This is a genomic window from Catellatospora sp. TT07R-123 (assembly GCF_018327705.1).
Taxonomy (GTDB): domain Bacteria; phylum Actinomycetota; class Actinomycetes; order Mycobacteriales; family Micromonosporaceae; genus Catellatospora.
On sequence record NZ_BNEM01000001.1, the window covers coordinates 4,502,903 to 4,515,080 of the forward strand.

Here is a 12,178-nt window from a genome sequence, read left to right on the forward strand (position 1 = left end):
GGAGCGTCGTCAGTTCCTCAGCGCCACTTGGACAGCAGGCCGAGGGCGGTCACCATGGCACCGAAGCCGACGGCGAGGTTCCAGTAACCCCAGCCCTCAACCGGATAGGTGGTGCCGGACAGGTAGTAGATGACCAGCCAGGCGATACCGAAGACGATCAGAGTTACCGCTGTGATCGGCAGCCAGATCGGGCTTGGGCGCTTCTCCGCGGCACTCGTGGTCGGCAACACGTCGGACGGCGGCGTGTAGATCTTCTTCTTGCGGACCTGCGACTTCGGCACGATGGTCTCCTGGAGGGGCCCTGCCCACACCGGTCTGGATGACCTTGGGCATGGGCCTGAATAATGTTCGACAGATAGCGTAGTCAGGTCATCGCAGTTTGGCACGAAGGGGGAGTGGTGGAATACACATCCGGCACCTCGTCGTGGCGAAAAGCCGTGTTCAGGGCCCTGCGCGCGTTCCGGCCCGGACCGCGGCCCGGCAGCGGGCGCCACGGCTGGACCCTCGGCGTGCCACTGATCGCGATGCTCGCGGGTCTGCTGTTCACCCTGAGCGCCACGACCTCCAACGGTTTCGCGCTGCGCGAGGACCGGCGGGTCGAGCTGTCCGAGCTGATCGACAAGAAGCAGGCCGAGGCGGACCGGGCCAAGACCCGGGCCGAGCAGCTGCGCAACGAGATCGACGCGGCCACGCGTACGCAGGCCGGCGGCGACGGCGCGATCACCGAGGAGCAGGCCCGCGGGGCCGGCTACCTGACCGCCGCCGGGCTCACCGCCATCCACGGCCCCGGTCTGACCGTGCGGCTCAACGACGCCCCCAGCCGGGCGCAGAACCCCGACGCGGCGAGCCAGGACGACCTGGTGGTGCACCAGCAGGACGTGCAGGCCGTGGTCAACGCCCTGTGGGCGGGCGGCGCCGAGGGTATGACGATCATGGGTCAGCGGGTCATCACCACCACCGCCGTGCAGTGTGTCGGCAACACCCTGCTGCTCGACGGCCGCCGCTACTCCCCTGAGTTCGTCATCAAGGCGATCGGCGACCCGGCCCTGCTGCGCGCGGCGCTGGACGCCGCCCCCGGCGTGCAGGCGTTCCGCGCCGCTGTACGGGACTACGGTCTGGGCTATAGCGTCAGCACCGAAACGAACATCGTCGCACCCCCATACCAGGGGTCGGTTGAGCTGCGGCACGCCTCCGTCCCGCACCAGCGCTGAGGCGGAGAGACATGAGCAGGCATCGCGCCCCGGAGCCCGAGGACGACGAGACCACGACGTTCCCCGCCGTGGTGGCCGAGCCTGTCCCGACCGAGGCGTTCCCCGCCGACGCGAGCATCACCAGCGTGCTGCCGATCGTGCCCGCCGACGCCACCACGGTGCTGGCGGTGGTGCCCGCCGACTCGACGACGGTGCTCCCCGTCATCCGCCCGCAGACGCCTCTGTCCTGGTCCTCCGCGCCCGCGGCGGCGCCGCCGCGCCCGGTCGACGCCGACGCCACCACCCAGCTGCCCCGGATCGGCGGCTCGGGCGTCGCCCGGCCCGCGCCGGTGTCGGCCACCGGCCGCGCCGTCGCCACCGACGAGACGGGCCTGCTCGGCGCGGTGCCGCCCGCTCCCCCGCCGGACGAACCGGCCGCGAAGCCGTCGCCGCGCCCGCGCTGGAGCGGCAACCCGGCGCCGACGCCGGTCAAGGCGGTCCGGGCCGGGGACAAGAACTACCGCAGCGCCCACGCGGAGTACACGCGGACCACGGCCGGCTCGGTGATCCGGGGGACGCTGCGCGGGACCGGCGAGCTGATGATCACGTTCGGCCTGATCGTCCTGCTCTTCGCGGCGTACGAGGTCTGGGGCAAGACCGCCATCGTCGACGCCCACCAGAGCGAGCTGGAGCAGGGCCTGGCCTGGGGCAACCCCACCGTGGCCCCGTCGGCCGGCCCGAGCCCGGCCCCGCAGGCGCCGCCCGCCGCGGGCAAGGCCGTGGCCCGGCTCTACCTGCCCAAGCTGAACAAGCACTGGGTCGTGGTGCAGGGCGTCACCCAGAAGGACATCCGGTACGCCCCCGGCCACTACCCGAACAGCGCCATGCCGGGCCAGGCGGGCAACTTCGCCGTGGCGGGCCACCGCAACCGGGCCACGTTCTGGGACCTGGACCAGATCAAGACGGGTGACCGCATCGTCGTGGAGACCTCCGACATGTGGTACGTCTACGAGGTGGTCAAGCAGCGCATCGTGCTGCCCACGGCCGTCGAGGTGGTGCGGCCGACGCCGCCCGGCCTGACCGCCGGGAAGCTGATCACGCTGACGACCTGCAACCCGAAGTTCGACAACTACCAGCGGCTGATCATCCACGGCACGCTCGTCTCCGAGCAGCCGCGGGCCGACGGCCGCCCGGCCGAGCTGGGAGGCGGTGCCTGATGTACGCCTGGATCTGGCGCAAGCTCCCGTTCGGGCTGCCCGGCAAGCTCGGCGGCACGGTCGTGCTGCTCGGGGTCGTCGGCGCCCTGCTCTGGTACGTCGTGTTCCCGTGGGCCGAGCCGCTGCTGCCCTTCGACGACGTGCAGGTCGGCGACCCCGAGAGCGGGTACTCGCAGGTGGACGACCCGACCCCGGGCCCGTCGGCGGGCACGCCGTCCGGCACCCCGGCCGCCACTGCGGACCCGTCGTCGACCGCGGTCCTGCCCGCGGGGTGAGTGCCGTGCAGGTCCTGGTGATCGACAACTACGACTCGTTCGTCTACAACCTGGTGCAGTACCTGGGGCAGCTCGGGGCCGACTGCCAGGTGCGGCGCAACGACGAGATCAGCCTCGACGAGGTCGGCAAGCTGGACGCCCCGGTGCTGCTGTCACCCGGGCCGGGCACCCCCGACAACGCCGGGATCTGCCTGGACCTCATCCGGGCGTACGCCGCAACGCTGCCGATCCTCGGGGTGTGCCTGGGCCACCAGGCGATCGGGCAGGCTTTCGGCGGCACCGTGGTGCGCGCCCCGGAACTGCTGCACGGCAAGACGTCACCGGTGCACCACAGCGGCGCCGGGGTGCTGGCCGGGCTGCCCGACCCGTTCACCGCCACCCGCTACCACTCCCTGGCCGTCGCCGAGCAGACGCTGCCGCCGGAGCTGGAGGTCACCGCGCGCACCGACTCCGGCGTCGTGATGGCGATGCGGCACCGGGAGCTGGCGGTCGAGGGCGTCCAGTTCCATCCCGAGGCCGTGCTGACCCAGGGCGGGCATCTGATGCTGGCCAACTGGCTCGCGGCGTGCGGGCTGCCGGAGGCGCTGGACCGCGCACCGGAGCTGGCCGCCGAGGTGGAGCAGCGGCGGCTGGCCGCATTCGACTGCTGAACCCCCGTACGCGAAACGGCGCCCTCCCCGACCGGGAGAGCGCCGTTCGACGGCTGACGGTGCGTCAGGCGGGCGGCGACGGCGAGACCGACGGGCTCGGCGGCGCCTCCTCCAGCTTCCAGACCACGATCGTGACCTGCGAGTTCTTCTGCTTCAGCGTGCCGCTACCGGGATCCTGGTTCTTGACGGTGCCCGCCTGCCCCGCGTCGGTGGTGGTCGCGTACGCGATCCTCACCTTGAACCCGGCCAGCTCCAGCTGCGCCTGCGCCTGGTCCACCGGCTTGCCCACCACGCCGGGCACCTCGACCAGGTCGCCCTTCGAGATGTACACGGTGACGGTGGAGCCGACGGACAGCGACGTGCCCGTGTTCGGGTCCGACCGGGTCACGGTGTTGGCGGGCAGGTTGCTCGGCTCGTCCACGAAGTTGCCGGTCAGGTTCGCGCTCTGCAACTGGGTCATCGCGTCCTCCTTGGTGAGGCCCTTGAGGGCCGGCACCGTGGTGGTCGGCTTGCCGTTGCAGATCCGGTAGACGACCTCGGCGTTCTCCTTGACCGTCTGGCCCTGCTCGGGGTTCTGCTCGGCGACCCGTTCGGGCGTGCAGGTCGAGTTGCGGACCGGGTCACCGAGATGGCCCTTGAGGCCGTCCGCGGTGAGCACCGCCCTCGCCTCCTCCTCGGTCTTGCCGAACAGGTTCGGCACCGTGACGTCCTTCGGCCGGTTGGCCAGGATCAGCCCGGCCGTCAGCGCCACCACGGCCAGCACGCCCAGCGCGGTCAGGGTCGCGATGACCCAGCCGGAGGCGCGGCGGCGGCGGGCGTCGCCGACCCGGGCCGGGGCGGTGCCGCCCTTGGACCCGCCCCGGGCGGGTGCCGTCATCGGGACCGTCTGCTCCTCGCGCAGCACCGGCGTGGCCAGCACCGGGCGGCCCGCGGCGGCGCGCAGCAGGTCGGCGCGCATCTCACCGGCCGACTGGTAGCGGTTGGCCGGGTTCTTCGACAGCGCCTTGAGCACGACCGCGTCGATGTCGGGGGTGACGTCGCGGTTGCTCTGGCTCGGCGCGGGCGGCTCCTCCCGTACGTGCTGGTAGGCCACCGCCACCGGCGAGTCGCCCACGAACGGCGGATGGCCGCAGAGCAGCTCGAACAGCACGCAGCCGGCCGCGTACACGTCCGAGCGGGCGTCGACCTGCTCGCCGCGCGCCTGCTCCGGGGAGAGGTACTGCGCGGTGCCGATCACCGCCGAGGTCTGCGTCATGGTCGTCGCGCCGGACGCCAGCGCCCGCGCGATGCCGAAGTCCATGACCTTGACCTGGGCGTTCGGCGAGAACATGACGTTGCCGGGCTTGATGTCGCGGTGGATGATGCCGTGGCGGTGGCTGAACTCCAGCGCGGCGCAGATGTCCGCGGTGATCTCCAGCGCCCGGCGCGGCATCATCCGGCCCTCGGCGGCCAGCACCTCCTTGAGGGTGTGCCCCGCCACGAACTCCATGACGATGTAGGGCAGCACCTCGCCGGTGGGCGCGCGCTCCTCGCCGGTGTCGTACACGGCCACGATGGCCGGGTGGTTCAGCGCGGCGGCGTTCTGCGCCTCGCGCCGGAAACGCATCTGGAAGGTCGCGTCGCGCGCCAGGTCGGTACGCAGCATCTTGATCGCGATGTCACGCCCGAGCCGCAGGTCGCGGCCCCGGTGCACCTCCGCCATGCCGCCGTAGCCGAGCAGTTCACCGACCTGATACCTGCCGCCAAGCAGGCGCGCCTGCGCGTTCATCGCGTACGTCGTCCTTCGGTCATCTGGTCCATGCTCACTCGGCCAGCTCCGTTCAGCCAATCCTCAGCTGAAAGTGTGACCTGTTCCGAATACACGAGGCCGACATGCGACCCCCTGCCCTGGTTCTGCGCCTTCCTCGCCTTGTACCCGAGGAACCCGGCGCAGGCCAGCACACCCAGCATGCCCAGCACCACCAGGACGACGACCAGGGCCGTCTTCCCACCACTGCGCTCAACGACGGGAGGCTGCGCCGAGATCGGCCGCTGCGGCGGCGATTTCGGCGCCACCTGCGGCACCTGCGCCGCCCCGGGCCGGAACCCGCCGTTCGCGGACGGCTGGGCCGGGCTGACCGGGCGGCCGCCGGGGCTGACCGGGCGGGCCGAGACCGGGGTCGCCGCCACGGGCTGCATCGGCAGCGTCGGCCCGCTCTGGTTGAGCGCGTTGCCCGCCTGGCGGGCCGCGTCGGCGAACGAGGCGGCGGACGGCCAGCGCTTGGCCGGGTCCTTGGCCATCGCCCGCTGCACGATCTGGCGCACCACCGGCGGGATCTCGTTCGGCAGCGGCGGCGGGGTGCCGTTGACGTGCTTCATCGCGATCTCGAGCGGGGTGTCGCCGTCGTACGGCCGGTTGCCGGTGAGGCACTGGTAGGCCACGACGCCGAGGGAGTAGATGTCGGACGAGGACGAGGCGCCCGCGCCCGACGCCTGCTCGGGCGCCAGGTAGGAGGCGGTGCCCATCACCGCGCCGGTGGCCGTGAGCTGGCTGGCCGCGGCCGAGCGGGCGATGCCGAAGTCGGTGAGGACCAGCGTGCCGTTGGGACGCACCAGCAGGTTGCCCGGCTTGACGTCCCGGTGCACGATGCCCTTCTCGTGCGCGGCCTGCAGCGCGTCGGCGGCCTGCGCGACCAGCAGCATGGTCCGGGCCGCGGTCAGGCGGCCGAACTTGTTGAGGGTACGCGCCAGCGGGTCGCCCTCGACGTACTCCATGATCAGGTATGCGACCTGGTCCATGCCGAAGTCGTAGACCCGCACCACGCCGGGGTGGTTGACCGTGGCCATGGTGCGTGCCTCGACCTTGAACCGCTCGACGAAGTTCGGATCCTCCAGCAGAGCCGTCAGCATCACCTTGATGGCGACCTCGCGGTCGAGCACCGTGTCGGTGCCGCGCCACACATCGCCCATGCCGCCCGACGCAATCCGATCGTCGATGCGGTAACGGCCGCTAAGGAGCGTGCCCGGGGAGACCATCACTTGCCACCCTTGTCCGCGATCACACCACGCATGACCTGTCCCGCAATACGAGCGGCCTCGCCGCTGCCGCCCTTGCCGGCATTCTCCAGGAACACCGCAACCGCCACGACCGGACGACCGTCCTTCATCGCGAAACCGATGAACCAGCCGTGCGACTTGGCATCCTCGTCGTTCTCCGCCGTACCGGTCTTGCCACCGACCTGGTACCCGTCGATCTGCGCCTTCTTGCCGGTGCCGTTCTCGACGACGCTGACCATCATCTCCCGCAGCTGGCCCGCGACCGTCGCGGTGCAGGTCCGCCGGAGCTCCTTGGGCGAGGCCACGTACAGCTTCGAGGTCAGGTCCGGCGCCACCAGCTGGTCCACCAGGTACGGCCGCATCTGCGAGCAGTCGTTGGCGATCGACGAGGCGATCAGCGCGCCCTGCATCGGGGTCATCTTGACCTCGGCCTGGCCGATGGACGAGATGGCGATGGTCGGCTTGTCGTCACCGCCCGACGAGGTGGTCAGCGGGCCGGTCACGCTCTCGGCCACCCGCGGCGCCTTGTCCAGCGCCGACAGGTTGCCGACCCGCAGCTCGTCGTCGTAGAAGCCGAACGCCTTCACCGTGTCGGAGATCTGCTGCGCGCCCAGGTCCACGCCCAGCCGCGCGAACGCGGTGTTGCAGGAGACCGTCAGCGCCTGCTTCAGCGTGATCTTGTCATCCGGGCAGACGCCCGGGGACGAATTCTTGATCACGTGGGTGGTGCCCGGAGCCTGGTAGGTCGGACCCGCGTCCAGCGGCGTCTCGGGGTTGGCGCCGTTGCCCAGCGCCGCCGCCGAGACCAGCACCTTGAACGTCGACGCCGGGGGCCAGCGCTCCTGCGTGGCCCGGTTGAGCAGCGGCTTGTCCGCCCGGCTGTTCAGCTGGGCGTACGCGTCCGCCGCCTTGGTGGTGCTGTGCTGCGCCAGCGGGTTCGGGTCGAAGCTCGGCATGGAGACCATCGACAGGATCGCGCCGGTGCTCGGGTCGAGCGCGACGACCGCGCCCACCTTCGCCCCGTTGCGGTTGCTGGTCAGCTCCTTGTACGCCGTCTCCTGCGCGGTGCGCGACAGCGTCAGCACCACGTTGCCGCCGGCGGTGTGCTCACCGGTGAACATGTCGCTCAGCCGGTCGGCGAACAGCTTGTCCGAGGTGCCGGCGAGGAAGTCGTTCTCCATCTGCTCGATGCCGGTGGCGGAGCCGTTGACCGGCTTGTAGCCCAGCACGTGCGCGTACGCGGGCCCGGTGGGGTAGACGCGCAGGTACTTGAGGTTGTCCTCGGTCTCCTTGCTGAGCGCGATCTCCTTGCCGCCGGCCATGATGAAGCCGCGCTGGCGGTCGTACTCGTCGATCTGCACGCGGCCGTTGTACTGGCTGGTCCGGTAGTCGTTGCCCTTGTACGCCTGGACCCAGTTCAGGTTGGCGAAGAGCAGGCCGAACAGCACCATCACGACGACACCGACACGACGCAGAGGGGCGTTCACCGGCGGCCACCTCCAGTCACGGCGGGGGTACGGGCCGCATCAGAGATGCGCAGGATGAGCGCCACCAGCAACCAGTTGGCCACCAGCGACGAGCCGCCTGCGGACAGGAACGGCGTGGTCTGACCCGTCAGCGGGATCAGCTTGCTGATGCCTCCGATGATCACAAAGACCTGTAGACCGAGCGTGAACGCCAGGCCACCGGCGAGCAACTTGCCGAAGGAGTCACGGACCGCCAGGCCGGCGCGGATGCCGCGCTCGACCACGAGCAGGTACATCACCAGCAGGGCGGTGAGCCCGAACAGGCCGATCTCCTCGCCCATGCCCGCGAAGATGAAGTCGTTGCGCACCTCGGGCACCTGGAGCGGGTTGCCCGCGCCGGGGCCGGTGCCGAACAGGCCGCCCGTGCCCAGGCCCAGCAGCGACTGCACGAGCTGATAACCGCGCTCGTACGGGTCGCCGAACGGGTCGAGCCAGATGTCGACGCGCTGCCCGAAGTTGGTGAACGGGCCGCCGACCATCCCGGCCAGCACGTACGCCAGCACCGCGCCGCCGAAGAACAGCAGCAGACCGATGATGAGCCAGCTGACCCGCTCGGTGGCGACGTAGAGCGTCACGACGAACATGCCGAAGTACAGCAGCGAGGTGCCGAGGTCCTTCTCGAAGACGAGGACCAGCAGGCTCATCGCCCAGACCACGATGACCGGGCCCAGGTCCCGCCCGCGCGGGAAGTCGATGCCGAGGATGCGCCGGCTGGCCAGGGCCAGCACCTCCCGCTTGCGCACCAGGTAGTACGCGAAGAAGGAGAGCAGCGCCAGCTTGGCGAATTCACCGGGCTGGATCGCGAAGAAGCCGCCGAACCGGATCCACAGCTTGGCGTTGTTGACCTCGGAGATGCTGGCGGGCAGCACCGCGGGCAGCATGACCAGGACGATGCCGCCCAGGCCGAGCGTGAACGCGTACTTCGAGATCGAGCGGTGGTCGCGGACGAACCACAGCAGCACCGCCGCCCCCGTCACCGCGATCAGCGTCCAGAGCAGCTGCTTGCCGCCGTCCCCGGCGAAGATCGCGAGGTCGGCGCGGGTGGCCGCCTTGGCCCGGCCCAGGTCCAGCCGGCGCAGGAAGGCCACGCCGAGGCCGTTGAGCAGGGCGACCGCGGGCACCAGCACCGGGTCGGCGTACGGCGCGCGCAGCCGGATCACCAGGTGCAGACCCAGGAACACGGCCGCCAGGACGCCGGCCGGATACCAGAAGTCCATGGTGACGCGGTCGAGCATGTTCGCCTCGACCATCGCCAGGTATGCGGCGACCAGGGCCATGCCGAGCAGGAGCAGCCACAGCTCCGTGCGGCGGGCACGGGACGCGGCCGCGTCCAGGCGCGGGAAGCGCGGCGCGGTCTCGGCCGGCGTCTCGGGCATGGACACGGGAGGAGCGGTGTGAGGGGTGGTCACGATGGTTTCGGCCTCAATTCGACCGGCAGGGAACCGGGCTGGGCACGACGGGCTCGTTGGGCGTGGCCGGGCTGGCGGTCGCGCTGGGGACGACCGACGCCGACGCGGACGGCGACGGCGACGGACTCGCCGACGGCGGACAGGTCGGCAGGATGTTCATGTTCGACGGGTCGTCGCGGACCAGGTCGTCGAGGCGGGCTCGGGCGTCGGCCTCGTCGTCGGCCTGGATGCCCTTGCGCACCTGCTCCTGGGCCACCGCGGTCAGGTCGGCGAGCTTGGTCTGGCTGACCTCCCGCACCTCGGACAGGTCGAAGCCGGCGATCTGCCCGGGAACACCCCGGAAGATCGCGACCTGGCCCTCCTCGGTCGCGCCGATGTAGTAGCGCGTCTGGGTGTACTGCCAGGCCGTCCACAGACCGCCGCCGAGCAGGCCCAGCAGCACCACCACGAGCAGCGTGGTGCGGACCGGGTGGCGGGCGGAGCGGGCGCTCGGCTCCGCCGCCGGGGCCGGGGGTTCCGGCACCGACGGGCGCGGCGAGGCCGTCAGGGCCGACGCGCGCGCGGCCGGGGTCGACTCGACCTGGCCCTCGGAGCTGTTGCCGCGGTCGCGGGCCGCCGCACCGCCGACCACCGGCGCCTGCTCGACGATGTCCTCGTCGGTGGCGTCCGCGATGATCACGGTGATGTTGTCGGGGCCGCCGCCGCGCAGGGCGAGGGCGATCAGCCGTTCGACGCAGGCCTGCGGGTCGACGTACTCCCGCATGCTCTGTGCGATCGTCTCGGCGCTCACCACGCCGGACAGGCCGTCGGAGCAGATCAGGTAGCGGTCGCCGGCGTGCACCGGACGCACCGAGTACTCAGGCTCGATGTCGCGGCCGTCCATCGCCCGGGTGAGCAGCGACCGCTGCGGGTGGCTGCTCGCCTCCTCGGCGCTGATCCGGCCCTCGTCCACCAGCATCTGGACGTACGTGTCGTCCTTGGTGATCTGGGTGAACTCGCCGTCGCGCAGCAGGTATGCCCGCGAGTCGCCGATGTGGGCCATGCCCAGCTTGGAGCCGGTGAACAGCATCGCGGTCAGCGTGGTGCCCATGCCCTCAAGGTGCGGGTTGGCGTCCACGGTGTCACGGAGCTGCTGGTTGGCTAGGTTGACCGCTGAGCGCAGGGAGTCGACGATCGCGTCGCCGGGCACGTCCTCGTCCAGCGGGGCCATGGCCCCGATGACGATGTTGCTGGCGACGTCGCCGGCCGCCATGCCTCCCATGCCGTCCGCGACGGCAAGCAGCCGCGGTCCAGCGTAGACGGAGTCTTGGTTTCCGTCCCGGATAAGACCGCGGTCGCTGCGGGCCGCGTAGCGCAGGATGATTGTCATGGCCGTAATTCGAGGGAAGTGCGGCCGATGCGGATCGGCACGCCGAGGGGTACGGGAGTAGGACCGCTCACCTTGGAGCGGTCCAGATACGTGCCATTGGTCGAGCCGAGGTCCTCCACCATCCACTGGCCGTCACGCGGCACCAGGCGGGCATGCCGCGCCGATGCGTAGTCGTCGGTGATGACCAGGGTGGAGTCTTCGGCGCGGCCGATCGTGATGGGGGCCTCGCCCAGTGTGATCTTGGTCCCGGCCAGCGAGCCCGCGGTGACCACGAGCGTGTGCGCGGCCCGGCCCTTCTTGACCTTGGCCGGGCGCGCACCCCCCGCCGCCGCCGCGCCGGTGACCCCGCGCGGAGCGGCGACCAGCCGGCCCGTGCGGGAGCCGGCGAACAGGTCACGGCGGATGACCCCGACCACCGTGAACACGAAGATCCACAGCAGGACGAGGAATCCGAACCTGGCGGCAGTGAGAACGATCTCGGGCAAGCCGATCAGCCGTCCACGCGGAACGTCAGGGTCGTGGTGCCGATCTGGATCATGTCGCCCGGGTTGAGGGCGACCGCCGAGACGCGCTGACCGTTGACCATCGTGCCGTTGGTGGAGCCGAGGTCCGTCAGCACCACCTGGGCGCCGTCGAAGTCGAGGCGGGCGTGCCGGCGCGAGATGCCGACGTCCGGCAGGCGCAGGTTGGCCTGGTCGCCGCGGCCGATCGTGGTCGAACCGATCGCCAGCGGGAACGTCCGCCCGTCACCCGACACCAGCCGCACGTTGCGCGTGCCGGGAGCACCGCCGCCGTGCGGCATGCCCCCCTGCTGCTGGTACGACGGGTAGGCCGGCGGGGCCTCGTACGTCGCCTGCGGAGCCTGATCGGCCGTGTAGACCTCGGCCGAGACGCGGAACATGCCCGTGTCGAGGCCGTCGCCGCGCTCGATCTCGACGATGACGTCGCCGTACACCGTCCAGGCCTGCTCACCGATGAACTCGGCCTGCGACTGCGCCAGCTCCTGCGCCAGCGCCGCCGCGTACGGCGCCAGCCGGCTGTGGTCGTAAGGCGAGAGGTCGATCACATAGCGGTTCGGCACGAGCGTGCGCCCACCGACCAGGATCGCCTTGTGGGCCTCTGCCTCCCGCTGCATGGCGTTCAGGATCTCCACAGGGTGGACGACCCCCTTGAACACCTTCGCGAAGGCGCCCTCTACCAGGCCTTCCAGCCGTTTTTCGAAGCGTTGCAACACGCTCACCGGTCCTCCTCGGGTTCCGAGGACATGATGTTATCTGCCCTCCACTCCCGCGTCTTCGCCCAATACGTTCGCCGTTGCCGACGCCACGCCCGCACGATCACCCATCCTCGCTTGCGATTTCACACTTGGCCAGGTGGTCGTGCTAATGTTCTGACCGCGCCGCCCGCCGGGTAACCGGTTGGCGAAGCGGAGCAGGCATAGCGTAAGCTGTGCCAGCACGCTTCGGGAGGTCACTCCCGGTGAGTGTCTGGGACATGCCATAATGT

The 12,178-nt window shown here is 70.8% G+C and carries 12 protein-coding genes; 4 read left to right on the top strand and 8 right to left on the bottom strand.

All coding sequences use genetic code 11. From position 1 onward, the window contains the following. Nucleotides 1-17 precede the first annotated feature (17 nt). A complete protein-coding gene (locus Cs7R123_RS19515; protein WP_212828429.1) occupies nucleotides 18-281 on the bottom strand; it encodes a cell division protein CrgA in 264 nt (87 codons plus the stop codon). 117 nt (nucleotides 282-398) lie between these two features. Here Cs7R123_RS19515 and Cs7R123_RS19520 point away from each other — a divergent pair, with 117 nt between their 5' ends. From Cs7R123_RS19520 to Cs7R123_RS19535, 4 genes are read left to right on the top strand one after another with little or no spacing between them, the layout of a single operon-like run. After that, on the top strand, nucleotides 399-1,211 hold the full coding sequence (locus Cs7R123_RS19520) for a DUF881 domain-containing protein (RefSeq protein WP_212828431.1): 813 nt from the start codon (nucleotides 399-401) through the stop codon (nucleotides 1,209-1,211). An 11-nt stretch (nucleotides 1,212-1,222) separates the two neighbouring features. Continuing rightward, complete coding sequence (locus Cs7R123_RS19525; RefSeq protein ID WP_212828432.1) at nucleotides 1,223-2,407, top strand: class E sortase; 1,185 nt, start codon at nucleotides 1,223-1,225, stop codon at nucleotides 2,405-2,407. Continuing rightward, nucleotides 2,407-2,682 (top strand): hypothetical protein, encoded by a 276-nt coding sequence (locus tag Cs7R123_RS19530; protein WP_212828434.1) that lies wholly within the window; start codon nucleotides 2,407-2,409, stop codon nucleotides 2,680-2,682. Before Cs7R123_RS19525 ends, Cs7R123_RS19530 begins: the two co-directional genes overlap by 1 nt. Nucleotides 2,683-2,687: 5 nt before the next feature. Beyond that, nucleotides 2,688-3,332 (top strand): aminodeoxychorismate/anthranilate synthase component II, encoded by a 645-nt coding sequence (locus tag Cs7R123_RS19535; protein ID WP_212828436.1) that lies wholly within the window; start codon nucleotides 2,688-2,690, stop codon nucleotides 3,330-3,332. A 64-nt stretch (nucleotides 3,333-3,396) separates the two neighbouring features. On the opposite strand, the gene pknB is transcribed toward Cs7R123_RS19535, so the two are convergent. The 7 genes from pknB to Cs7R123_RS19570 form a co-directional block, all read right to left on the bottom strand. Further along, complete coding sequence (gene pknB / locus Cs7R123_RS19540; RefSeq protein ID WP_212828437.1) at nucleotides 3,397-5,100, bottom strand: Stk1 family PASTA domain-containing Ser/Thr kinase; 1,704 nt, start codon at nucleotides 5,098-5,100, stop codon at nucleotides 3,397-3,399. Further along, entirely contained in the window at nucleotides 5,097-6,347 is a 1,251-nt protein-coding gene (locus Cs7R123_RS19545) for a serine/threonine-protein kinase (protein ID WP_212828441.1), read from the bottom strand. The genes pknB and Cs7R123_RS19545 overlap by 4 nt, the downstream gene beginning before the upstream one ends. Then, nucleotides 6,347-7,855 (bottom strand): penicillin-binding protein 2, encoded by a 1,509-nt coding sequence (locus Cs7R123_RS19550; RefSeq protein ID WP_212828443.1) that lies wholly within the window; start codon nucleotides 7,853-7,855, stop codon nucleotides 6,347-6,349. The genes Cs7R123_RS19545 and Cs7R123_RS19550 overlap by 1 nt, the downstream gene beginning before the upstream one ends. After that, a complete protein-coding gene (locus Cs7R123_RS19555) occupies nucleotides 7,852-9,171 on the bottom strand; it encodes an FtsW/RodA/SpoVE family cell cycle protein (protein WP_374707003.1) in 1,320 nt (439 codons plus the stop codon). The genes Cs7R123_RS19550 and Cs7R123_RS19555 overlap by 4 nt, the downstream gene beginning before the upstream one ends. 145 nt (nucleotides 9,172-9,316) lie before the next feature. Beyond that, a complete protein-coding gene (locus tag Cs7R123_RS19560; protein WP_212828445.1) occupies nucleotides 9,317-10,672 on the bottom strand; it encodes a BofC C-terminal domain-containing protein in 1,356 nt (451 codons plus the stop codon). Next, nucleotides 10,669-11,157 carry an FHA domain-containing protein gene (locus tag Cs7R123_RS19565; protein WP_212828446.1) on the bottom strand — a complete coding sequence of 163 codons (489 nt, stop codon included), beginning with the start codon at nucleotides 11,155-11,157 and terminating at the stop codon, nucleotides 10,669-10,671. The genes Cs7R123_RS19560 and Cs7R123_RS19565 overlap by 4 nt, the downstream gene beginning before the upstream one ends. Before the next feature lie 5 nt (nucleotides 11,158-11,162). Further along, on the bottom strand, nucleotides 11,163-11,912 hold the full coding sequence (locus Cs7R123_RS19570) for a DUF3662 and FHA domain-containing protein (protein ID WP_212828448.1): 750 nt from the start codon (nucleotides 11,910-11,912) through the stop codon (nucleotides 11,163-11,165). Between the last annotated feature and the right edge of the window lie 266 nt (nucleotides 11,913-12,178).

Excerpts from the sequence above, each read along its gene's own strand:
- Cs7R123_RS19555 (WP_374707003.1), bottom strand. The coding sequence starts at position 9,171 with ATGGCCCTGGTCGCCGCATACCTGGCGATGGTCGAGGCGAACATGCTC.
- Cs7R123_RS19560 (WP_212828445.1), bottom strand. The coding sequence starts at position 10,672 with ATGACAATCATCCTGCGCTACGCGGCCCGCAGCGACCGCGGTCTTATC.
- Cs7R123_RS19530 (WP_212828434.1), top strand. The coding sequence starts at position 2,407 with ATGTACGCCTGGATCTGGCGCAAGCTCCCGTTCGGGCTGCCCGGCAAG.
- pknB (WP_212828437.1), bottom strand. The coding sequence starts at position 5,100 with ATGAACGCGCAGGCGCGCCTGCTTGGCGGCAGGTATCAGGTCGGTGAA.
- Cs7R123_RS19525 (WP_212828432.1), top strand. The coding sequence starts at position 1,223 with ATGAGCAGGCATCGCGCCCCGGAGCCCGAGGACGACGAGACCACGACG.
- Cs7R123_RS19545 (WP_212828441.1), bottom strand. The coding sequence starts at position 6,347 with ATGGTCTCCCCGGGCACGCTCCTTAGCGGCCGTTACCGCATCGACGAT.